Source organism: Pseudomonas tructae (assembly GCF_004214895.1).
GTDB lineage: Bacteria > Pseudomonadota > Gammaproteobacteria > Pseudomonadales > Pseudomonadaceae > Aquipseudomonas > Aquipseudomonas tructae.
Genome location: NZ_CP035952.1, coordinates 813,394 through 837,134, shown reverse-complemented (window position 1 = coordinate 837,134; position 23,741 = coordinate 813,394). Strand labels below are relative to the sequence as shown.

At 58.7% G+C, this 23,741-nt stretch carries 13 protein-coding genes and 1 pseudogene; 4 read left to right on the top strand and 10 right to left on the bottom strand.

What is annotated here, in order from left to right; genetic code table 11:
• Window positions 1-40 precede the first annotated feature (40 nt).
• Entirely contained in the window at window positions 41-1,003 is a 963-nt protein-coding gene (locus EXN22_RS03820) for a metal ABC transporter ATPase (RefSeq protein ID WP_130262799.1), read from the top strand.
• 290 nt (window positions 1,004-1,293) lie between these two features.
• Here the strand turns inward: EXN22_RS03820 and EXN22_RS03815 are convergent.
• Window positions 1,294-1,430 (bottom strand): annotated as a pseudogene (locus EXN22_RS03815) (IS5/IS1182 family transposase); the annotation flags it as partial.
• Between the two features lie 249 nt (window positions 1,431-1,679).
• Here EXN22_RS03815 and EXN22_RS03810 point away from each other — a divergent pair.
• A complete protein-coding gene (locus EXN22_RS03810; RefSeq protein WP_130262797.1) occupies window positions 1,680-6,059 on the top strand; it encodes a dermonecrotic toxin domain-containing protein in 4,380 nt (1,459 codons plus the stop codon).
• 127 nt (window positions 6,060-6,186) lie between these two features.
• Here EXN22_RS03810 and hldE read toward each other — a convergent pair whose 3' ends face one another.
• From hldE to msbA, 4 genes are all read right to left on the bottom strand, one after another.
• The gene (hldE, locus tag EXN22_RS03805) at window positions 6,187-7,608 is read right to left on the bottom strand and encodes a bifunctional D-glycero-beta-D-manno-heptose-7-phosphate kinase/D-glycero-beta-D-manno-heptose 1-phosphate adenylyltransferase HldE (protein WP_130262795.1); all 1,422 of its coding nucleotides are present in this window, start codon (window positions 7,606-7,608) and stop codon (window positions 6,187-6,189) included.
• Between the two features lie 65 nt (window positions 7,609-7,673).
• A complete protein-coding gene (locus EXN22_RS03800) occupies window positions 7,674-9,074 on the bottom strand; it encodes a PIG-L deacetylase family protein (protein ID WP_130262793.1) in 1,401 nt (466 codons plus the stop codon).
• Window positions 9,075-9,077: 3 nt separating this feature from the next.
• Window positions 9,078-9,974: a GNAT family N-acetyltransferase gene (locus EXN22_RS03795; RefSeq protein ID WP_130262791.1), complete on the bottom strand. Its 897-nt coding sequence runs from the start codon at window positions 9,972-9,974 to the stop codon at window positions 9,078-9,080.
• On the bottom strand, window positions 9,968-11,788 hold the full coding sequence (gene msbA, locus EXN22_RS03790) for a lipid A export permease/ATP-binding protein MsbA (protein WP_130262789.1): 1,821 nt from the start codon (window positions 11,786-11,788) through the stop codon (window positions 9,968-9,970). The genes EXN22_RS03795 and msbA overlap by 7 nt, the downstream gene beginning before the upstream one ends.
• A gap of 125 nt (window positions 11,789-11,913) precedes the next feature.
• On the opposite strand from msbA, the gene EXN22_RS03785 reads away from it, so the two are divergent.
• Window positions 11,914-12,576, top strand: coding sequence for a lipopolysaccharide kinase InaA family protein (locus EXN22_RS03785; protein WP_130262787.1), 663 nt, complete (start codon window positions 11,914-11,916; stop codon window positions 12,574-12,576).
• 1 nt (window position 12,577) lies between these two features.
• Here the strand turns inward: EXN22_RS03785 and EXN22_RS03780 are convergent, their stop codons facing one another.
• The 5 genes from EXN22_RS03780 to putP all read right to left on the bottom strand — a co-directional run bounded on the left by EXN22_RS03780 (window position 12,578) and on the right by putP (window position 19,316).
• Window positions 12,578-14,026: an ArnT family glycosyltransferase gene (locus EXN22_RS03780; RefSeq protein WP_233281676.1), complete on the bottom strand. Its 1,449-nt coding sequence runs from the start codon at window positions 14,024-14,026 to the stop codon at window positions 12,578-12,580.
• A gap of 40 nt (window positions 14,027-14,066) precedes the next feature.
• Window positions 14,067-14,969: a glycosyltransferase family 2 protein gene (locus EXN22_RS03775; protein WP_130262785.1), complete on the bottom strand. Its 903-nt coding sequence runs from the start codon at window positions 14,967-14,969 to the stop codon at window positions 14,067-14,069.
• Complete coding sequence (locus EXN22_RS03770; RefSeq protein WP_130262783.1) at window positions 14,956-16,710, bottom strand: carbamoyltransferase family protein; 1,755 nt, start codon at window positions 16,708-16,710, stop codon at window positions 14,956-14,958. Before EXN22_RS03770 ends, EXN22_RS03775 begins: the two co-directional genes overlap by 14 nt.
• A gap of 158 nt (window positions 16,711-16,868) precedes the next feature.
• Window positions 16,869-17,705, bottom strand: coding sequence for a 23S rRNA (adenine(2030)-N(6))-methyltransferase RlmJ (locus tag EXN22_RS03765; RefSeq protein ID WP_130262781.1), 837 nt, complete (start codon window positions 17,703-17,705; stop codon window positions 16,869-16,871).
• Window positions 17,706-17,831: 126 nt separating this feature from the next.
• On the bottom strand, window positions 17,832-19,316 hold the full coding sequence (gene putP, locus EXN22_RS03760) for a sodium/proline symporter PutP (RefSeq protein ID WP_130262779.1): 1,485 nt from the start codon (window positions 19,314-19,316) through the stop codon (window positions 17,832-17,834).
• Between the two features lie 353 nt (window positions 19,317-19,669).
• Between putP and putA the strand changes: the two genes are divergently transcribed.
• Window positions 19,670-23,623: a trifunctional transcriptional regulator/proline dehydrogenase/L-glutamate gamma-semialdehyde dehydrogenase gene (gene putA / locus EXN22_RS03755; protein ID WP_130262777.1), complete on the top strand. Its 3,954-nt coding sequence runs from the start codon at window positions 19,670-19,672 to the stop codon at window positions 23,621-23,623.
• The last annotated feature ends 118 nt before the right edge of the window (window positions 23,624-23,741 follow it).

The following is a 23,741-nucleotide window of genomic DNA, read 5'->3' as shown; positions in this document are numbered from 1 at the left end:
GCCGCCGCCGCGGCCGACCCCAACGCAAGAAGGAGCCGACATGCCGCGAACGCTGATCCGCAAGAACCCGAGCAACTTCAAGACCCTGCCCCTGCATGTTGAAGCCAGCCCCGAAGGCCTGGTGTACCAGAGCATCGGCATGCCGCTGAACTTCGCCCAGACCTTGCAGCGACGCAAGCCGATCCAGCTCGACGATAGCCAGCGCTTTGCTGTGGAGCTGGCCAACCTCGGCGTCTCGGTGCGCCTGACCCTGCGCTGGCAAAACCGCGATTACTGGGTACTGGTGCGCCAGCGCCGCCAGGACCGTGGCGATGTCGTGCTGAAATTGATTTCAGGCTATGTCCCGGCCCAGGAGCTGAACCTGCCGCTGCATACGGCGATCCAGGAAGTGGCTGAAGAATGCCTGCTGGAAACCCCGGAAGGCTGGCTGGGTGGCCGCTTCAACGACACCTGGCTGCCGGCGCCCTACGCCGATGCCCTGCATTACCGCGAAGCCCTGCCCTTCGTGCTGACCCCGCAATCGGGTGCGGCGCGCCCGGTGCGCTGCGCCAACCTGCAGCTGCTGGAGCGGCCACGGGCGTATGTGCACTTGCCGACCGCTTCGCTGCAACTGATCTACGACCTGTGCCTGCAAGTACCACGTGAGGCGAAGTCACTGAGCCTGTTCCACGTCGACGAACGCCTTGAAGGCGACCAGCTGGTTGCCCGCCTCAACCGCAAACGCCCTGATCTGTACCTGATGCCACTGGAAGATGGCCAGCCCCGGGCCGAACTCTACACCCTGAGCAAGGACCGGCTGGTGGCGGCCAGCACCCGTGGCCTGTTCCTGGCCGAAAGTTTTGCCCGGCAAGAAGGCTGGCTGGTCAGGGATGAGCGGATTCGCTGGAAGGACTGGGTCAGGCAACAGGGCTTGAGCCCGGTGAAGCCGGACAGCGGCTTGAAGCGACTGACCGGCAGGGCGCGGGAACTGTTGCAGATGGCTCGCGGAGGGTTGCGCAAGTAAGCCCCCTCACGATGCAAGGCCGTGCCCGATGGATCGGCCATCAGTACCTTTAAGGATGGTCTGAAGTAGCCCTGTATTTCCGGTCGACTTCAGCCCTTGCCGATTTTAGAGGCGGTGATTTGGCCAAAGATAACCAAACCATCCGCCACTTCTGAGCTTACTTAGCCGCCGCGAGTGCCTCGCAACAGCCTTTTCCTATATTACGGACACACCTCTCCTGCATTCATCAGCAAATGCCACCGTGCCATTCATAGATTCGACAGAGCGAACAGCGTCACCCAGCGCGCCGTGTTCTGCATCAGATGCACGCGCAGCATCGCCATCGATGGGTACGCCAGACGCCCGCCTTCACCCTTGAGACATACAGATCGATCAAGGCAATCAAGCCCTTGCATGGCAGCACCCGATCCATCTTGATCAGGGACAACTTCTTGCGGGCCTGCTTGCGCTTACCGGCGTACTCGCCATTGGCGAATGGTTATTTGCCTCATCGGAAAACTCAGCGGCTGGAATCTGAGTGTTTTGCCAAAATCAAGAACTCTCTTCAGAACTTACTTAAATAACGTGATGGCTACCGCACTCTGTATAGGAATAATTTCAAGATTAAAAAAAAAGTAGAACAACGTAAACATGCCACTGCGAACACAATATATTTAACCGAGTAGCAGAGGTCGTAATGAGCCCACATTCAACCACCCTCGATGGCAACGATGAAAAAAAAATGCCCATTGCAGTTACAGAGAGTGAAGAAGCCACACAGCAGCTACTGAAGACAGACGAGGAAATCTGGCGCATGCTGCAATTGCGGCCAAATTTCCAAGCCATGGCAGAACGCTTGTACCTGGAAAAGCTTCTTAGAAAATTTCCTGGATTACCTCAGTCATTCGATCCAGACGAGCTTTATCTTACCGAGTATATTGATCATTACGACAAGCGCGATAACAACAGCCTACCCACACGCCAAATCACCTCGACTAATAAATTATCGGCAATACTTCAGACCGCTATCAATACAGGGCAAATTCCGACCTATGACTCTGGTGCCACAGGGTTCTATTACAGCCCTACCGCGACCGCTGACAGTGATCGAGTAACGGTCATATCAGAGCACGGGTTTGAAAAAGTTCTCGAGGAAGTGCTGGAAGTCAGCATGCATGACTACCGGCACGCGGTGGATAAATTCTGGTCTCAACCGCACAATTCTTTAGGGCAGAATGCTACACCGAGCCATTGGCTCGGTGCCCGTTTGTGCGCACAACGTCGACAGGAAGGGGAGTTACTCAGGATCGATGGCACGCTGATGCCCGAGGCAAAAAACTTACTGGATCGTCTGCTGGCGACTGAGACAGACGTCACCAACGTAAATCAACCCGGTAAATTCAGCCTGGCCTTGCAAGACAGTGGCCATTCATTACCGGTTCATGGCGCTATCGTCGTAACCGATAGCCCCACCCAGCAGCCGGACAAGGGAGACGCTCCCGTACTGGTCTTGTTACCTGGGCAAGGTTTGATGGTGTTTACCAACGGTGCTGATTTCTCCAATAACATGCGGGCACTGTTGTCTGACAGGCATCAACGTGAGTTGTTAAAAGATTATGTTACGGAAAAAGAAAGATCGCGTATAGAGGCGATCTCCAATGGTTTGGCTGAAGCGCTTCCCTTCAGTTACCCTCCGATTGATGGCCCAGCGTTCACCCACAGCGTTCGGGGTTTGCTGGAGCAACAAAAGCAAAACATTGTCTTTGCAACGCAAAACGCTCGCAAAGGTCACGCGCCATCATTTATGACTGTAGATCAAACTGCTGCTCATCTGGCGAGCAAACTTCACGCGGGCGCGATTATTGAAAGTCGAAATCAAAAAATATTCGACAAGCGTTTGCCAGACTGGCTGAAAAATTCATCACCAAAACAACGTGACACATGGAATGCATACAGCAAAGCGTATTACACATCACTCATCAACAATAGCTCAATTAGCCAACACGAATATATCGAGCTTAGCGCACCGGCGGCACTGCTTCGCTACTCCCGCAAAAGCCTATCGGATATTATCAGACATGTTTATGGCAGAGGTGATGATCCTGATAAAATCTTTATCACCAAGAAAACATTGAACCTAGAGGAAGACACGCACCTGGCAACCAGCCTGGGCTGGAAGCCAGAAACGAAGTCGCTAACTGAGCTCGGTCTATCCAACGTCAGCTGGTTTGACACCATAAACATATTTGTGACAGTGACCATCACCGACGAACTGGATCAGCCCATTGAGTGGCTGGACATCTGGAAAATCAGAAATATAGTCCAAATTGCCGATATTGCCGACACCTACGACAAAAAACTACAGCGGCTGGTGACAGACGAGAATAGGCAAAGCTACGTTGCGACACTTCACGCCGCTCTACGCTTGCAGCTACTTGAAGCAGAAATGCGTCAACTGATGAGCGCTAATTGCGTGGCAATTGTCCAGGCCGCCTTGGCGAGGCCAGACGCGTCAACACGAGAAAAAATCAATAACCGAGGTGTTACCGTCAACGCTGTGATGATTGGAGACGCTGCAGTACAGGATGTCATCACTTTTGAAACGTTACCGAGCGGTTCGGGGAAGCTGGTCGTCTATTTGCCCAATGTGGTCGAAGGCGAGGAGCTTCGAGAGTTTGCCAACCACAACGATCTCTGGTCGTGGATGAGCAGTAGCCAGAAAATCAAGGACTATCTGCTGGGCCGGGTACCTGCTCACTCGGTAGCCAAGGCAAGATCGATTTTAAACGGCGATCCAGGACCTAGCGGGGCTGATTGGTCGATAGAGAATGAGTTCCATTTCTATAGCGCTTCACCACCTGATTACTCTTACATATTGGCACAGCTAGAGTACACCCTTCATACACGACCCATTGCTGGCGACTTCCTCAAAAAATCATTTGACACACAGATAAGTAACGCCCGCACAAATGCCGACACCTTAACCACATCAAACACTGAGAAATTCAAAAGCGATCTTATCACCGGAGGCCTTTTGGCGCTGGATGTGATAACCACTTTCTTGCCCATCAAGGTGACGCTGGCCATTGCTCTTACACGGTGTCTTTACGCTGGCCTCAGTGCAGTTGAGGCATTCCGTCAAAGGGACTATGACGCCTCACTGAGTCACTTTGCGGACGCCATGATGACCCTGCTGTTTGACTCCGTTGGCGAGCTCGCCCTTTTTCGTTTACTCAGGCACACTCCACGCCCGAGTTCCGCCACTTCCCATTCGTTACATACTCAGCTCAGCGTGCCAAATACACGCATTGACGGTCTTACAGCCAACGCCAAAGGCGTTTATCGTGACGCCTACGCAGATTACTACGTCCGTAGCAACGACGGAACGGTATTTCAAATAAAGAGCGACTTTCAGGGAGGCGGGGAACAAGTTCAGATTATCAATCCTAACACACGCATCGAAACGGGCTTGTTCTTAGATCTGGATCAACAGGGTCTGTGGCAGAAGGTAGGGGGTGTGCGAGGAGGCGGAAAAAGAAAGGCTGAGTCTCTGACAGGACCGCCCGAAGCAACGTCGCCAACACCAGGCCCGTCACAGGCAGGATCGTCGCCACCCGCACCCGAAGCGCCAAGCGTTTGGAATGGACAACTAACGGTGGACGGCGCCGCCATTGGGCCCTTTTCCTTGAAGGACTCCAGCTATGCAGAGACGTTCAAACTAGTCAATACTTCCAGAGTTACAAGAAACGAATTTTATCCATTTGTCTGGCCAAAAGATAAGGCTCCGAGTGACTACCGTAGGCAACTGACCAACCACCCTTCGCTTTCAGTAAAAGCGCTAACGACTGCAGATAACATTGAAGAAAAAATCACCACCTTCCACCAGTGGGGCATGCAAGTAGATCTAAATTCGCTGAAATTTTTCCCCATGCCCGGCGCGGTGGCTGAAGAATTGAAAGAGCTGAATGGCGGGTTGATCGCCTCCATCCTGAACTTACAAAAAAATAACAACGCCGCTATAGAACGTCTTATAGAACCGATGGCGGGTTCAGGCCACTACTCCAATTACGCAAGAGCCCTCGGCTTCGAAGGCGAAATGATAGTAAATGACTGGAATCCACTCATTTCCTGGACGCAAAAAGAAATAGTCGCTCAACCAGACCTCGTCAAGCAACACATTGCAGCCATCAAGAAAGATATGTTTGATCTCGCTCAGCAGCGTGGAATCTCACTTGACCCGGAGTTACTCAGCCATAGATATCAAAGTACAGCTGCCGCCAAAGCTGCATCTAATGCACCTAACGTTAGCGAGTTGCGCGAGGACGTTAAAGATTATTTCAATGACTGCATTCGGACACTTGTTGAGATAAAGAATGACAAACCTTTCATTGCACAACCTACGCGCCCCAGTGTTATTTCTAAACTTAAAAACGGTCGAGTGGTCAGCGAAAGCAATGCGTTTTTGGCGGCTTTATTTTATATCGCCCAAAACAATGCAGCCGTCGGCGGCGTCGTTGAAATCAGGAAATTATTGACGGGCGTACATTCATTGCACTTCCCGATCACCCTCATGAACAGGGACTTTAATATATTAACCTTATTTAGCAACATCTCCACTGCCAGCACCAACAAAATAAACTACATAAGTCATATACATAGCCGAGCAAAAAAACCAACTGCCTTTTTAAATCACGACGGCTGGGAATTATTAAGCCGCGAGGCAACAAAACCCAGCGACTTCGTTGTCTTAAGCGGCCACTTCAGCGATGTTTATCTTCACGAAAATGACTTCATGCGCAAAATCCAGGCGCATGTGCTCCCACTCAATGAAAAAGGAGTTAAGGTTATTATCACAAATACCTATAGCCCCTACAAAGAGAACAGTTTCAAAGCGTTAGGCTTTCATACATTCAGGCAAGCGCGGCAGCCAGGGCCGACTGCGAAGCCTCGCGCAGAGTTTTTACTGGTTGTAAATGATGCTGCTCTACAGGCGGCAAAGGAGGCACAGGCGGTCGTGAATGCATCAAGAACAGTACCTACCCGACAATGGCAAGCACTTCCACCTCAAGTGGTTTAGCGTGAATACTTGGCAATCTATATAGTGCTCAACAAATGCTCCGTATCGATAATACGGAGCATTTTTCGTCGTGGTCTACTGACTGGCATTAAGGCAATGCTCGCTGCGGGCCAGCCCCGCGATGACTTCAGTTCTTGCGGATTTTCTCGACGATCGCTGTGGTCGAGCTGTTCTCCACCAGTCCCAGAACCTTCACGGTACCGCCGTAGGCCCTGACGATATCCGCACCCACTACCTGGTCGATGCCATAGTCACCGCCCTTGACCAGCACATCCGGCTTGACCTGGCTCAGCAGGTTTTCCGGCGTGCCCTCCGGAAAACTGATGACCCAGTCCACCGCACCCAGGCCGGCCAGCACAGCCATACGCCGGTCAACACTGTTGATTGGCCGTCCCGGGCCTTTCAGGCGGCTGACCGAGGCATCGTCGTTGACTGCAACGATCAAGCGATCGCCCTGGGCACGCGCCTGCTCCAGGTAGGTGACATGCCCGGCATGAAGGATGTCGAAGCAACCGTTGGTGAAGACAATCTTCTCGTTGTGCGCACGGGCATCATCGATGGCCAGCAGCAACTGATCGAGGCTCAGCACACCCCGCTCGGAGCCCTCTTCACGCTGAATCGCACGTCGCAACTCCGGCGCACTGATAGCGGCAGTACCGAGTTTGCCGACCACGATGCCAGCGGCCAGGTTGGCCAGGCCCACCGCATGGGGCAGCTCCTCGCCGGCGGCGATGGCCGCCGCCAGGGTCGAGATCACCGTATCGCCAGCACCGGTCACATCAAACACTTCACGGGCCCGGGCAGGCAGGTGCAAGGCCGGGTGATCAGGGCGCAGCAAGGTCATGCCATGCTCGCCACGGGTCACCAGCAAGGCGCCCAGCTCCAGCTCGCCCATCAGTTGACCGCCCTTGGCCACCAGCTCCGCCTCATCGGCGCAACGACCAACGATGGCTTCGAACTCGCTGAGGTTCGGGGTGATCAGGCTGGCACCGCGATAAATGGAGAAATCCTTGCCCTTGGGATCGGCCAGGACCGGAATGCCTTTGGCCCGGGCGGCCTGGATCAGGCTCTGGTGGTTTTTCAGCGCACCCTTGCCATAGTCCGACAGCACCAGGACCTTGACGCCGTCGAGCAGCGCGCCGACTTCAGCATCCAGCGACAGCGGATCGGTGGCGAAGGGTTCTTCGAAGTCGATACGCAGCAATTGCTGGTGCCGGCTCATGACCCGCAACTTGACGATGGTCGGCTGGTGGGCGATGCGCTGGAAGATCGAACGCACGCCAGCGGCCTGCAGGCTATTGGCGAGGCTGTCGGCAGCCTCGTCCTGACCGGTCACCCCGACCAGTGCCGCCGGGGCCCCCAGGGCTGCAATGTTCAAGGCGACGTTGGCAGCTCCCCCCGGACGGTCCTCGATCTGTTCGACCTTGACCACCGGTACCGGGGCTTCTGGTGAAATCCGTGAGGTACCGCCATGCCAGTAGCGGTCGAGCATGACATCGCCCACCACCAGTACCGGGGCTTGATCGAAACGCGGCATGGACAACTTCATGGGCAACCCATATACAAAATAATTAACAGGGGCAGGATATTAGCACAGGGCTGAATCACCCGGCCTCAATCGCCGATCCGCCGCACCCAAAACAACTCGTGGCGCCTGACCGCTTTACGCAAGAACTCGTCCTCGCCAGTCGCCGGCCAGCGCCTGCCGGCAAGCAGCCGCTGAATCAGACGGCGAAGCCGCCGCTTGAACGCCAAAGGCCCCTGGAGATCATGTTGCATGTTCAAGGCCATGGCCTTGTCCAGTTGCGTCGTGGCATCCAGCAAGGGGCTCCACAATCGATCAGCCGGCAATGCCTCGATGGCGGGTGGCAAGGCGATTCCCATCCCTGCCGGCCCCATTGGCCAGCGGTCGTTGTCATGCAGGTGGTTGGCATACAGCAACGCCGTGGAGGGCTTCCAGCGACTCTGGCCAATCGCGGCGAAAATCGCCTGACTGGTAGCGACATGGTCTGCATGTGGGTCCAACTCCGGATGCGGTGTGACGATCACCTGCGGCTGAAAATGCTCCAGCAGCGCCACCAGGTCGGCAACCAGGTTGTGCCAGGTCGGCGCGCCATCGCGGTCACCCGGCAGTGACAGCGGATTGTGCTGGCGAACGCTGCGCGTATCGCTCTCGCCCGACTCCCGCGACCCCCAGGCCTTGCCTGGCTCACTGGCCATGGACGGCAGTTGCAGACAGTAATAGCCCAACTGCACACAATGGTTGGCCGTAACGCCGCCCCACAAGGGTATCGCCAGGCTGTCCCAGCTACGCAGGCGGCCTTTCAACCGGGCGGCCTGGGCAGGGTCGAGCCCCAGCCGCTGGAAGGACTGCGCTTCGATCTCCCCCTGGGTCAGCGTCACAATGCTGACCTCGGCGCTGGCGCTGTAGAACCCGAAGGCCGCAAGCTCAGCGTCGTCGGCATGGGGCGCAAGAATCATCGAACGCTGCTGGGTGTAGGGCGGGTTGGCCATGACATACAAGGTGCCCGTTGCACCGAGCCGGCAATAACGCCCACGCAGGCTCAACGCCCCGCGCTCCAATGCTTCGCGTTGACCGGACAGGTTGAGAAAACGCAGGCCGGCAACACCACGCTCGAAATCCTGACGGTCATCACCGACTTCGACATAAGGGTCGAGCCAGCGCCCAAGCCATCGGCACTGGACACGCACAGCCAGGACCAGGGTTTCACCTTCGGCCAAGGCAGCGCTCAACTGCACCTTGCCCGCATTCAGCGATACCGGCTGCTGCTGAACATCTTCCGGGAACAGGTACTGATAGTCATCGCCCCCCCGGTAGAACAGGTGATCGGCGAACCAGGCCTCGTGCGCGACCCAGCCCGCCAACATGAGTATTGGCACCAGCCACCAGGCCAGTGTCACACCCAGCCCCACCAACACCACCAGCGCAACCACCAGCGCCAGGCGCTTGTTGCGTCGGTGAGCCTTCAACAGCCGTTGTTTACGCGCGCTCATGCATTAAACCTGATGAACCGGGACCGTGTGGCACCAGCGGTCCTTGTATTCACGGTCGGCGCGGCCAAAGGAGTAGCGCAGCGGCTTGCCAAGCGCCCTGGCATCGTCCCAGGCCTGCTGGGTATTGACGAAGCTGAGTACGCTGCCAGGGCTGAATTCACGACTTTGCGGATCAACGCCACCATTGATGTACTCCAACGATATCCATTGCGCAGCCTCCACCCGATAGAGCACCTGGATGGCCACGGGCACGCCCTCAAGTAGCGCCACCGAGCCCGTCATGAACTCGCGCATCAAGCTGAAGACCTCGGCCAGCCCCTTCTTGCCCGGCACCTCGAAGCCCCAGCGGCGTTCGAACAGCTCGGTGTACATGGCCGCCTGCTCAGTTGCCGAGAACGCCTGCATGGGTTGCAACGTACCACCGGCCTCCTCGAGCAGACGCAGTTCACGACGCTGGTTATAACGAAATTTCTTCGAGTAGTCTTCCGGCGCCCTGGCCATGGCCAGGCCTTCGGGCTGCGTCCTGAGGGTGGTGATCGTCCCGGCATTGAGGTCCGAGACATATCGCATGCGCTGGCGCACTGGCACTTGTACGCCGGGCGATACCGGCAGGATGATTTCGGCATTACCCATGTCCAGCAAGCTACGCTTGCCTTCGCGCTTGAGCACCTCCTTGGCCAGGGCCACATGCCGGCCCCAACACGGCATGGCTGCCACCAACCGACCATCGACGTGCCACCCCAGGTAGCGCACCGGCACCTGGACAAACTCGGACAGCCGCTCCACTACCTGCGGATGTGTCGCCACACTGCCGCCGAACTGCTGCCAGACTTCGGCATAGCGCTGTTGGTCAATCTCGTTCCAGCCACGTTCACGCCACCAGCGCAGAGCACTCAACATGCGTCGATCGCTTGTGTCGCTTGCAAATCACCACCTTCCTCGAATTCCTTGGCATGCAGACGGGCGTAATGGCTGTTCTGCGCCAGCAACTGCACATGCGTGCCTCGCTCGACGATCCGCCCCTCTTCCATCACTAGAATCAGGTCGGCCTTTTCAATGGTGGTCAGACGGTGGGCGATGACCAGGGTGGTGCGATTTTTGACCACGTGGTCCAACGCCGCCTGGATATGCCGCTCCGATTCGGTATCAAGTGCCGAGGTCGCCTCGTCAAGTATCAACAGAGGTGCGTCCTTGAGCAGCGCGCGGGCAATCGCCAGGCGCTGGCGCTGGCCACCGGACAACAGCACGCCGTTCTCCCCCACCAGCGTCTGATAGCCTTGCGGCATCTTGTTGATGAACTCATCGGCATACGCTTCGGAGGCGGCCTGCTTGATCGCCTCGATCGGGGCACCTGCCAGATCACCGTACGCGATGTTGTTCGCCACCGTATCGTTGAACAAGGTTACCTGCTGGGTCACCAGAGCAATCTGGCGGCGCAGGCTACGCAGGGTGAACGCCTGGACTTCTTCGCCATCGAGCAGGATCTGTCCCTGCTCATGCTGGTAGAAACGTGGGATCAATCCGGCCAGGGTCGACTTGCCACTGCCTGAGCGCCCGACCAAGGCGACCATCTGCCCTGGCTCAACGACGAAGCTGATGTCGTCCAATACCTTCTTTTCGTTACCAGGGTACTGGAAGCTGAGATTGCGCACTTCAAGGCGCCCCTCCAGACGATCGCGCTCAAGGGTGCCGTTGTCGACTTCCGGGGCTTCATCCAGTTGTTCAAAAATGCTTTCGGCGCCAGCTACGCCGCGCTGAATGGTGGAGCTGACTTCGGAAAGCTGGCGAATCGGCTTGGGCAGCAGGCCCGCCATGGTGATGTAGGCGACCAGATCACCGGCCGAGGCCTCTCCACGCAGCAGCAGCACCAGGAACATCACCACAGCCATGGCACTGTAGGTCACCAACTGCAGCGTCGGGGTATAGACCGCGCCCGTCTTGGTCATCGACAACTGCTTGTCGGTGTTGCTTTGGCTGGCCTGCTCAAAGCGCGATTTCTCGTAGCTTTCGCCACCAAAACTACGGACCACACGGTAACCATGGATGGTTTCGGAGGCCACATGGGTGACATCGCCCATGGACACCTGGATCTTTTTGCTCTGCTTGCGAAACTTGCGGCTGGTGCTGCTGACCATCAAGGCAATGATGGGCAGGATGGCAACCATCACCAGGGTGAGCTTCCAGTTCATCCACAACAAGGTGCAGAACAGGAACACAACGGTCATGCCCTCACGAATCACCACCTTGATCGCATCGGTTGCCGCGCCGGTCACCATGGTGACGTTGAAGGTGATTCGGGAAATCAGGTGGCCAGAGTTGTTTTTGTCAAAATACTGGTTCGGCAGGTCCAGCAGCTTGTTGAACAGGACGACTCGCAGGTCATGGACCAGGCCAAGCGAAACGCGGGCAAGAAAGAAGTTACCCAGAAACGAGCCCACACCTTGCCAGACAGCGATTGCAACAATCAGCAGGGGCACTGCCTGCAACAGTTGCAACTCGCCCAGGTAAGGATTTCCGGGGAACAGGCGAGCCTCCGGATTGGCCAGGCCATCGACGAAATACTTGAGGATGTAAGCCAGCATCGGCTGAGTCGAGGCAAAAATCAGAAAGCCCAGGATGCTCAGCAAGAACAGCCCGATATAGGGCCGCACATAAGCCAGCAGGCGGAAATAGATCGCCAACGTGGACTGGGGGCGTGGTTCAGGACTGCTCATGGGAATCCGCACATAACAATGAGGGGGGAATCATATCACAGCGCCTTTTTTCCCCAATGAAACCAACGGCAGGCGGGCCTGTGGCAAGTCAGTTAAGATAGTCGGCTTCTGAGCGGAGGTTAAGCATGCAAGCAATGGATCACACCACCTACATGTCGTTGCGCGAGGGTGCGCACGTGCTGGAGGCCGACGGCTCCGGCGACAAGGTGCTGCGATTGCGTGACGGGCGGATGCTCAAGCTGTTTCGGCGCAAGCGCCTGCTCAGCTCGGCGCTGCTGTACCCCTACGCCCGGCGCTTTGCGAACAACGCCCAGGCGCTGCAACAACTGGGGGTACCCAGCCCCGAGATCATCGGCGTGTACCGCATCCCCAGCATCCAGCGTGATGCTGTCTACTATGCGCCACTGGCAGGCGAAACCCTGCGCCAACTCCTGCACAAACAGGAAGGTGCGCAAACGTTGCGGGCCCAGCTGGGGCAATTCATTGCCCATTTACATAGCCTGGGTATCTATTTCAGGTCGTTGCATTTGGGTAACGTGGTACTGACGCCTGAGCGCGAGCTGGGACTGATCGATATAGCCGACCTGCAACGCCAGAGCCGCCCTCTCAGAGAGCGCCAACGCGTGCGTAACTTTCACCATGTGCTGCGCTATGCCGAAGACCGCCAGTGGTTGCTGGGCGATGACAATGGCGCCGCCTTCCTCGAAGGTTACCGCCAGGAACTGGAGCAGGGCCAGGAAAACCACCAGCCCCGCCTACTCAACACATTGCGCCAGTTGCTTGACTGAATTACTTGCCGATCACCAGCACCGTGGCGCCCTTGCGATTGGCGAAGCTCGACAACACCTTTAGCTGGTGCTTTTCAAGCCAAGCGGCAAGCCACGGCTCATCGGCACGCGCTTCAATGGCAAAGTAACGGTAGGTGCTGACGTGCTCATCAGACAACGCCTCCTCGCGCGGCAACACCCCGAAATAGCCTCGACCGGCGTAGTAGCTGATACGACCATCTTCGAAGTAAGTAGCAGCCTGTGGGTCGATATTGGCAGCGATCCAGTGCCCGGCGTCAACGTACTGGGTCTTGCGTGCACCTGTAGAGATCACGTTGGCCAGCATCACAAGCAGCGCGATTGCCACCAGCACCTTGCCCAGGCGCGGGAAGTTCCGGGCGAACTGCATCAGGGCAATGGCCAGTAGCGGCAACACCAGGAGGTTGAGGAAGCTCAGATACCTGGAGTTCATGAACTGCTGGACCACGAAGAACACCATCAGGATGATCAGGTACAGACCCGCAACCCAGGCAAACGGCTGATACTCGCGACCATAGGTGCGCAGCGCTTGCCAACTGCTGCGATGCAGGAACGGCAAGGAAAACGGCCCCATCAAGGTCACGAACTTGATCAGCATGGCGGCCAGCAAGCCGAAAAACACGATCCGGCCAGCTTCATCCTTCGAGAACTTGTAGGTCAGGCTGTCGGCAAACTGCTGCGACAAAATCTTGAACGCCCCAAGTACACGTTGGGGGTTGATCAGCCCCAGGTAGTTCTCGAGACGAGCCGAAGATATCCCCCCCTGGACCAGCAACACCGCCAAGGCCAACACACCGGCCAGCAACGGCAACACCAGGAACTGGCAAAAACGCTGCCAACTCTGCCGATCACGCAAGCCAATCAATTGCCACAAGCCCAGGGCGGGCAGCAACATCAACGCCTCCAGGCGAAACAGCGCAGCGGCACCAATTGCCAAGTGAATACAAGCAGCCCGCAACCAACCGCCTCGTGCCTGCCAATGCTGGACCAGCCACAACGCCAGGACACAGAAGAACCAGAAACCGAACTCTCGAATGATGTCATTGCGAAACTGATTGACCGCTGGCATCGCCAGCACCAGCAAACAAGCCCAGCCAGCAGCCTGCGGTACCCGTTGACGCACACAGTCCACCAGTAATGCGCAGGTACCGGCCATGAACAGAGCGCACCAAAGATAGGCACTCAGCTCCAGTGACAGACCGAAAAGGCTATGCGTTCCTGCAAGCAGCAGGGTAAACCAGGGCCAGTCAAAGGCGTTCCAGGCAACCTTGGGCCCCTGCTCACTCACCTGCCGCGCAATGTCCAGGTACAACGCCGCGTCGCGCCCCACCGTCGCTACGCCCAACACGGCGACCAACGAAAGCAACAAACTGCCAGCAAATGCCAGCCGAACCGGGTAGGTGCTGACCATCCTTGAAATGTACGAGATCAATCCTGTATCCATCCTGCCAACAACCGTACCCATGAAACCCCTACACCATTATCAGACGCGTGGCCTTGCGCAAATACGTCCAGCGCATGGCCTGCAACGGACTCAGGCGCAAGGCCCGAGCATAAAAACGCCTTGCGGCAGAACCGTCTCCCGACAGCAAGGCCGCACGAAACAGCGAGAGATAGCGTTGCGCCTTGTAGCGCACACTCAGCGACTGACACTCGTCAGGCAAGCTGGCGAACACCTCGCGAACCATGCCCAGAGCGTACTCTTCTTCGTTCTCACGGTTGTGCCGCAGACTGTCAGCGTGCTTGTAGATACGCGCCAGAGGCTCGTTGGTCACCGCCACCCGGGCATTGACCACCAGATAGGCAAACACCGGAATATCCTCGCCAGTACGCAAGGCTTCCGGATAAGGGCGACGCAACAACAGTTCGCGAGCGAACAGGGTGCAGCAATGCGAGACCGAAATCCGCTTTTGCAACAGGTACTGGCGCGCCAGGTCCCGCGCCGGCGCCTTCGGCACCGGTGTAGGCAGGCGCAGCCGCTCGCTACCGTCTGGATAAACGGAGATTTGCCCGCCCAGGACCATGCCGACGCCAGGATTGGCCTGCAAGGTGGCACGCAGCACGGCAATGGCTTCGGGCATCAGCTCGTCGTCCGCATCCAGCAACAACACATAGCGTCCACGCGCCTGGGCAATGCCCTTGTTGCGCGCCACAGCAGCGCCGGCATTGACCTGATCGATGACGCACACCTGCGGATAACGGCCTTGATAGTCCGCCAACACCGAACCGGTATCATCCTTGGATCCATCGTTGACCACGATCAACTCAAGATCGTCTGCCCACTGGTCCAGAACCGAATCCAGCGCCCGTGGCAGTACCCGCGCGTAGTTGTAGGTAGGAACAACAACGCTGATCAGAAACTCATGCGTCAACATATTCCTGTGCACCCTCTTTGATCACCAGAATATCTTCCATGATCAAATACTGCAGGTCCGAGCCGAAGAACATGTTCAACGCATCGGTCGGCGAACAAATCATTGGTTCGCCACGACGGTTGAGCGAGGTATTCAGCGACACGCCATTACCTGTCAGGGTTTCCAGCGCCTTCATCATGTCGTAGTAGCGAGGATTGTACTCGCGTTTAAGCACCTGGGCCCGCGAAGTGCCGTCTTCATGGACGACTTCCGGCACACGGGTCTTCCACTCTTCGGCGACTTCGAAAGTGAAGGTCATGAACGGTGCCGGATGATCGATCTTGATCATCTGCGGCGCAACGGTGTCGAGCATCGACGGACAGAAAGGCCTCCAGCGCTCGCGGAACTTGATCTGGTGGTTGATGCGGTCGGCAACGCCTTCCACACTCGGGCAACCAATGATCGAACGACCGCCGAGGGCACGTGGACCGAACTCCATGCGGCCCTGGAACCAGGCTACCGGGTTGCCATCGACCATGATCTTGGCGATCTGCTCGGGCATGTTCTCCAGCTTGCGCCATTTTGGCTGGCTCGGGTGACGGGCACAGGCGGCAATCACGTCTTCGTTGGAGTACGCAGGGCCGAGGTAGACATGCTCCATCTTCTCGACCGGCACACCACGGGCGTGGGACACGTAGGCCGCAGCACCAACCGCGGTACCGGCGTCGCCGGAAGCCGGTTGGACGAACAGCTCCTTGAGGTCAGGACGGGCAATGATCTTCTGGTTGAGCTTGACGTTCAACGCGCAACCGCCGGCAAAAGCCAGCTTGCCGGTTTCCTTGAGGATGTCGCCCAGGTAGTGGTCGATCATCTGCAGGGCCAGCTTCTCGAACAACGCCTGCATACTCGCGGCGTAGTGGATGTACGGCTCGTCGGCGATGTCGCCTTCGCGCTTGGGACCCAGCCATTCGATCAGTTTTGGCGAGAAGTAGAAGCCTTTGCCTTTCTCTTTATAACGGCGCAGGCCGATGACGTTGGCATAGTCGGTATTGATCACCAGCTCGCCGTTCTCGAACGAGGCCAGGCGCGAGAAATCATATTTGCTGGCATCGCCATAAGGCGCCATGCCCATGACCTTGAACTCGCCATCGAGCATTTCGAAACCGAGGAACTCGGTGATCGCGCCATACAGGCCGCCGAGCGAGTCAGGATCGAAGAATTCCTTGATCTTGTGGATCTTGCCGTTTTCGCCATAGCCGAAGAAGGTGGTGGCGTATTCGCCCTTGCCGTCGATACCGAGGATCGCGGTCTTCTCCTTGAAGCCGGAGCAATGGTAAGCACTGGAGGCGTGAGCCAGGTGGTGCTCGACCGGCTCGATCTTGACCTTCTTGGGGTCGAAGCCCAGTTGCTCCAGGCACCAGACGATCTTCTTGCGATAGCGCTTGTAACGACGATTGCCCATCAGGATCGCGTCGAGGGCGCGATCCGGGGCATACCAGTAGCGCTTGGCGTAGTGCCAGCGCGCCTCGCCGAACAGGCTGATCGGGGCGAAGGGGATCGCCACCACGTCTACGTCGGACGGCTTGATACCGGCCTGTTCCAGGCAGAACTTCGCCGATTCGTAGGGCATGCGGTTCTTTGCATGTTTATCGCGCACGAAGCGCTCTTCTTCAGCGGCGGCAATCAGCTTGCCGTCGATGTACAGGGCCGCGGAAGGGTCATGACTAAGGGCGCCGGACAGGCCAAGAATCGTCAATGCCAAGGGTCTAGCCTCTTCAATCTGTATATATGCGCGCAGGCCGTTAGGGCGAGCGGCAGCCAAAGGGCGGGATTATAACGTAAAGTGTGGGAGCGGGCTTGTCCCGCGATTCGGCGTAACTGACGCACCGCAATCGCGGGGCAAGCCCGCTCCTACCGTGATTACTCAGCAATCAACCAGTCCATCCGCCAACTCCCCTGGGTCTGCGCCAGCACCTGGGACAGCCACGGCAACAGTTCACGCAGCTCTTCTTCCAGGCCCCATGGCGGGTTGGCAATGGCCAGGCCTGAGCCATTCAAGCCTTGCGGGCTGTCCTGCGGGTGCACATACAGCTCGACACGCAGCAGTTTTGGCGCACCGGTACTGGTCAGGTCCTGGTAGAAGCGCACCAGCTGGCGCTGGTCCTTGATCGGGTACCAGATCGCTGCGACGGTCTGGCGCATGCGACCAATGGCCTCTTTCATCGCCTGGGTGCAACGCTTGAGTTCGTCGGCCTGCTCGAACGGCGGATCGATGAGCATGACCGCACGCTTTTCCTGCACCGGCAGCAAGGCCCGCGGCACATGCCAGCCCTCGCCCAGGTGCACGGCAACGCGCGGGTCTTTCTTCATGTTGTCCCTGAGCAGGCGACCGTCTTCGGGGTGTTTCTCGTTGAGCAACACACGATCCTGCTGGCGCGCCAGGCGCCGGGCCAGCTCGGGAGAACCCGGGTAGTAACGCAGCTCGCCGTCGGGGTTCATCTTGCGCAGGATGCGCAGGTAATCGGCAGTTACCTCGGGCAGATCGTCGCGCCCCCAGAGCCGGCCGATACCTTCAAGCCACTCGCCGGTACGTGTCGCCTGGTCACCCTGCAGGTCGTACAGCCCCAGGCCTGCGTGAGTGTCGAGATAGGCGAATGGCTGCTCCTTGCGCGACATCAACGCAATCAGGCGGGTCAGTACAAGGTGTTTGAAGACGTCGGCGTGGTTGCCGGCGTGGAAGGCGTGACGATAGTTCATGGCAACTCCTGCAAGACCCCGCAGTTTACCCTGTCCGGCAGGCGGCGTCAGGCATGGACCGCCAAAACCACAAAGGCCCGGACTCTTGCGAGGCCGGGCCTTTGTCAGGTGAAGCTCAACGGGCGATCAATGAGCGGCTTTGAACGCCTCATCGGCCGCTTCAAAGCGCGACACCATGCCTTTCGACGGGCTGCCGGCCTTGCTGACGAAGTAGATCGCCAGGGCGCCGAGGATGAAGCCCGGGATGATTTCGTACAGACCCCAGATGGAGAAGTGTTTCCACACCACCACGGTGATCGCGCCGACCAGGATACCGGCCAGTGCGCCGTCGCGGGTCATGCCTTTCCACAGGACCGAGATCAGCACGACCGGGCCGAAGGCTGCGCCGAAACCTGCCCAGGCGTAGCTGACCAGACCCAGTACGCGGTTCTCCGGATTGGAGGCGATCAGGATGGCAACAATGGCCACCAGCAGAACCATGGCACGACCGACCCAGACCAGTTCCATCTGCGAAGCACCCTTGCGCAGGAAGGTCTTGTAGAAGTCTTCGGTCAGGGCGCTCGAGCACACCAGCAGTTGGCAGCTCAGGGTACTCATGACCGCTGCCAGGATGGCCGACAGCAGAACACCGGCGATCCATGGGTTGAACAGCAGCTTGGCCAGCTCGATGAACACACGCTCGTGGTTCTCGGTAACCGGGCCGGCCACTTCAGGGTGCGCCGAGAAGTAGGCGATACCAAAGAAGCCAACGGCGCAGGTACCGACCAGGCACAGGATCATCCAGGTCATGGAGATGCGACGGGCCTTGGCGATCGATTTGACCGAGTCAGCGGCCATGAAACGCGCCAGGATATGCGGCTGGCCGAAGTAGCCCAGACCCCAGCCCATCAGCGAGATGATGCCGATGAAGGTGGTGCCCTTGAGCATGTCGAAGTTGCCGGCGTCCTTGAGCTCGATGGCGGCGAAGGTCGTGTCAAAACCACCGGTTGCGATCAGTACGATCACCGGGGTCAGGATCAGGGCGAAGATCATCAGCGTGGCCTGGACGGTATCGGTCCAGCTCACCGCCAGGAAGCCACCCACGAAGGTGTAGGCAATGGTCGCTGCTGCGCCGGCCCACAGCGCGGTCTCGTAAGACATGCCGAAGGTGCTTTCGAACAGGCGGGCACCGGCCACGATGCCCGAAGCGCAGTAGATGGTGAAGAACACCAGGATGACCACGGCGGAGATGATCCGCAGCAAGCCGCTGTTGTCTTCGAAACGGCTGGAGAAGTAGTCCGGCAGGGTCAGCGCATCGCCGTTGTGCTCGGTCTGCACCCGCAGGCGGCCGGCAACGAACAGCCAGTTCAGGTAGGCACCGACGATCAGGCCGATGGCGATCCAGCTTTCCGACAGACCCGACATATAGATGGCGCCCGGCAGGCCCATCAGCAGCCAGCCACTCATGTCCGAGGCACCGGCCGAAAGCGCGGTGACCACGCTGCCGAGGCTACGGCCGCCAAGAATGTAGTCGGAAAGGTTGTTGGTGGAGCGATAGGCCATGAAGCCGATCAGTACCATTGCCGCGATGTAGATCACGAACGTGATCAAGGTTGGATTGCTTACACTCATTGTTGCGCCCTGGCGTTTGTTTTTATGTAGCGACAGCCTCAGAGGAGGTTGCACCCAGGCCGCGAATGCTATGCAACAACGCAAAGAGGGTGCAACCTGTTTTTACAATCAAGTTGCACCTCGTCGGAAATTTTGCGTAACAGCGGATTTTTGCTCCTTTTTGGAGCAAGAACACATATTTTCAGAAGAAAAAGCATCAGAAACAGCCATTTCGGCTGTAGGGTTTTACCATCCAGACGAGTAGCACTTTTTTCCTGCATTTTTTGGGTTGCACTAGGTTGCACCCAAATTCGCGCGCAGATAATCTTGGCGCCAGCTTAAGCCACAGCCTGTGGCAATAATGAGGATAAGAAATGGCGACGACCACCCTTGGGGTCAAACTCGACGACCCTACCCGTGAGCGACTCAAAGCAGCTGCGACGTCTATCGACCGCACGCCGCATTGGTTGATCAAACAAGCGATCTTCAATTACCTGGAGAAGCTCGAGGGTGGCGCCACCCTGACCGAACTCAACGGTCAGCCCGGCACTCATACCGACGACAGTGGCGAAGTCCAGACCGACCACGCGCACCAGTGCTTCCTCGAGTTCGCCGAAAGCATTTTGCCGCAATCGGTACTGCGCTCGGCCATCACCGCCGCCTACCGCCGCCCTGAGCCGGAAGTAGTTCCGATGCTGCTGGAGCAGGCACGCCTGCCAGCCGCCATGGCCGAAGCCACCAACAAGCTGGCTGCGGGCATCGCTGAAAAGCTGCGTAACCAAAAGAGCGCTGGCGGCCGTGCCGGCATCGTTCAGGGCCTGCTGCAGGAGTTCTCCCTGTCGTCCCAGGAAGGCGTGGCGCTGATGTGCCTGGCCGAAGCACTGCTGCGCATCCCCGACAAAGGCACCCGCGACGCCCTGATCCGCGACAAGATCAGCACCGGAAACTGGCAGCCGCACCTGGGCAACAGCCCATCGCTGTTCGTCAACGCCGCCACCTGGGGCCTGCTGCTGACCGGCAAGCTGGTCTCGACCCACAACGAATCCGGCCTGACCTCCTCGCTCAGCCGCATCATCGGCAAGAGCGGCGAGCCGATGATCCGCAAGGGCGTCGACATGGCCATGCGCCTGATGGGCGAGCAGTTCGTCACCGGTGAAACCATCGCCGAAGCCCTGGCCAATGCCAGCAAGTTCGAAGCCAAAGGTTTCCGCTATTCCTATGACATGCTCGGTGAAGCGGCACTGACCGAACATGATGCCCAGAAGTACCTGGCGTCCTACGAGCAGGCCATCCATTCGATTGGCAAGGCGTCCCACGGCCGCGGCATCTATGAAGGCCCGGGCATCTCGATCAAGCTCTCGGCCCTGCACCCACGCTACAGCCGCGCCCAGTACGAGCGCGTAATGGACGAGCTGTACCCGCGCCTGCTGTCGCTGACCCTGCTGGCCAAGCAATACGACATCGGCCTGAACATCGACGCCGAAGAGGCCGACCGCCTGGAGCTGTCGCTGGACCTGCTCGAGCGCCTGTGCTTTGAGCCGCAACTGACCGGCTGGAACGGTATCGGCTTTGTCATCCAGGCCTACCAGAAACGCTGCCCGTACGTCATTGACTACGTCATCGACCTGGCCCGCCGCAGCCGCCATCGCCTGATGATCCGCCTGGTAAAAGGCGCCTACTGGGACAGCGAAATCAAGCGCGCCCAGGTCGAGGGCCTGGAAGGCTACCCGGTCTACACCCGCAAGGTGTACACCGACGTTTCCTACATTGCTTGCGCACGCAAACTGCTGTCGGTGCCGGAAGTCATCTACCCGCAGTTCGCCACCCACAACGCCCATACGCTGTCGGCCATCTACCATATTGCCGGCCAGAACTATTACCCGGGCCAGTACGAGTTCCAGTGCCTGCACGGCATGGGCGAGCCGCTGTACGAGCAGGTTGTCGGCAAAGTCGCCGATGGCAAGCTGAACCGTCCGTGCCGTGTGTATGCACCGGTCGGTACCCATGAAACCCTGCTGGCCTACCTGGTTCGCCGACTGCTGGAAAACGGTGCCAACACCTCGTTCGTCAACCGGATTGCCGACCAGTCGATCTCGATCCAGGAACTGGTCGCCGACCCGGTCGCAACCATCGAGCAGATGGCGACCCAGGAAGGCAACGCCGGCCTGCCGCACCCGCGCATTCCACTGCCGCGTGAGCTGTATGGCGCCGAGCGGGCCAACTCCGCCGGCATCGACCTGGCCAATGAACACCGCCTGGCTTCGCTGTCCTGCGCCCTGCTGGCCAGCGCTCACAACGACTGGAAAGCCGCACCGATGCTCGGTTGCGCCTCCAGCCAGGAAGCGGCCAGCGCCGTGCTGAACCCGGCAGATCTGCGTGATGTCGTAGGCCACGTCCAGGAAGCCAACGTCAGCGACGTCGACAACGCCATCCAGTGCGCCGTCAAGGCCGCGCCGATCTGGCAGGCCACCCCGCCAGCCGAACGCGCAGCGATCCTGGAACGTGCCGCCGACCTGATGGAAGCCGAGATCCAGCCGTTGATGGGCCTGCTTGCCCGTGAAGCCGGCAAGACCTTCGCCAACGCCATCGCCGAAGTCCGCGAAGCCGTCGACTTCCTGCGTTACTACGCCGTACAGGCGCGCAACGACTTCAGCAACGACGCCCACCGCCCACTGGGCCCGGTCGTGTGCATCAGCCCGTGGAACTTCCCGCTGGCTATCTTCAGTGGCCAGGTTGCCGCTGCGCTTGCCGCAGGTAACCCGGTGCTGGCCAAGCCGGCCGAGCAAACCCCGCTGGTCGCGGCCCAGGCCGTGCGCCTGCTGCTCGAAGCCGGCATCCCTGAAGGCGTGGTGCAACTGCTGCCAGGCCGCGGTGAAACCGTCGGCGCCCGCCTGGTCGGTGATGATCGGGTCAAAGGCGTGATGTTCACCGGTTCCACCGAAGTCGCCCGCCTGCTGCAACGCAACATCGCCGGCCGCCTGGATGCCCAGGGCCGTCCGATCCCGCTGATCGCCGAGACCGGCGGCCAGAACGCAATGATCGTCGACTCCTCGGCACTCACCGAGCAAGTGGTCATCGACGTCGTCTCCTCGGCTTTCGATAGCGCTGGTCAACGTTGCTCGGCCCTGCGCGTACTGTGCCTGCAGGAAGATTCCGCCGACCGCGTCATCGAAATGCTCAAGGGCGCCATGGCCGAAAGCCGCCTGGGTAACCCCGAGCGCCTGTCCGTGGACATTGGCCCGGTGATCGACGCCGAAGCCAAAGCCGGGATCGAGAAACACATCCAGGGCATGCGCGACAAAGGCCGCACCGTGTACCAGATGGCCATTGCCGATGGCGAAGAAATCAAGCGCGGCACCTTCGTGATGCCAACCCTGATCGAGCTGGAAAGCTTCGACGAACTGCAGCGCGAGATCTTCGGCCCGGTACTGCACGTGGTGCGCTACAACCGCAAGAACCTCGACCAGTTGATCGAGCAAATCAATGCCTCCGGTTACGGCCTGACCCTGGGTGTCCACACCCGCATCGATGAAACCATCGCCAAGGTCATCGACAACGTCAATGCCGGTAACGTCTACGTCAACCGCAACATCGTCGGTGCCGTGGTCGGCGTACAGCCATTCGGCGGTGAAGGCCTGTCTGGCACTGGCCCGAAAGCCGGCGGCCCGCTGTACCTGTACCGCTTGCTGTCGACCCGCCCGGCCGGCGCCATCGAGCAGTCGTTCCAGCGTACCGACGGCGAAAACGCCCCGGACACCCGCCTGCGCGACAGCCTGAGCAAGCCGCTGCAAGCTCTAAAGGCCTGGGCTGCGAGCAATCAGCTGAACGACCTGAACAGCCTGTGCGAGCAGTTCGCCCAGCAGTCGCAAAGCGGTATCAGCCGTCTGCTGGCGGGCCCGACTGGCGAGCGCAACAGCTACACCATCCTGCCGCGCGAGCACGTGCTGTGCCTGGCCGAGGTCGAAGCCGACCTGCTGACCCAACTGGCCGCGGTCCTGGCCGTGGGCAGCTCGGCGGTCTGGCCAGAAGGCGAACTGAGCAAGACCCTGCGCAATCGCCTGCCGAAGGATGTGCAAGCGCGCATCCAGCTGGTGGTCGACTGGAACAAGGATGAGGTGGTGTTCGATGCCGTCCTGCATCACGGCGACTCTGACCAACTGCGCGCGGTGTGCGAGCAGGTGGCCAAGCGCGCTGGCGCCATCGTCGGGGTTCACGGCCTGTCGTCGGGTGAAACCGCGATTGCCCTGGAGCGTCTGGTGATCGAGCGCGCGCTGAGCGTCAACACCGCTGCCGCTGGTGGTAACGCGAGCCTGATGACTATCGGCTGATAGTCAGCGGCGCCTCTATCGCGGGGCAAGCCCGCTCCTACCGGGTAGGAGCGGGCTTGCCCCGCGATATCCCTCTCCCCATTTCCCTACATCACCCTCATCTATGGTGCTAGGCACC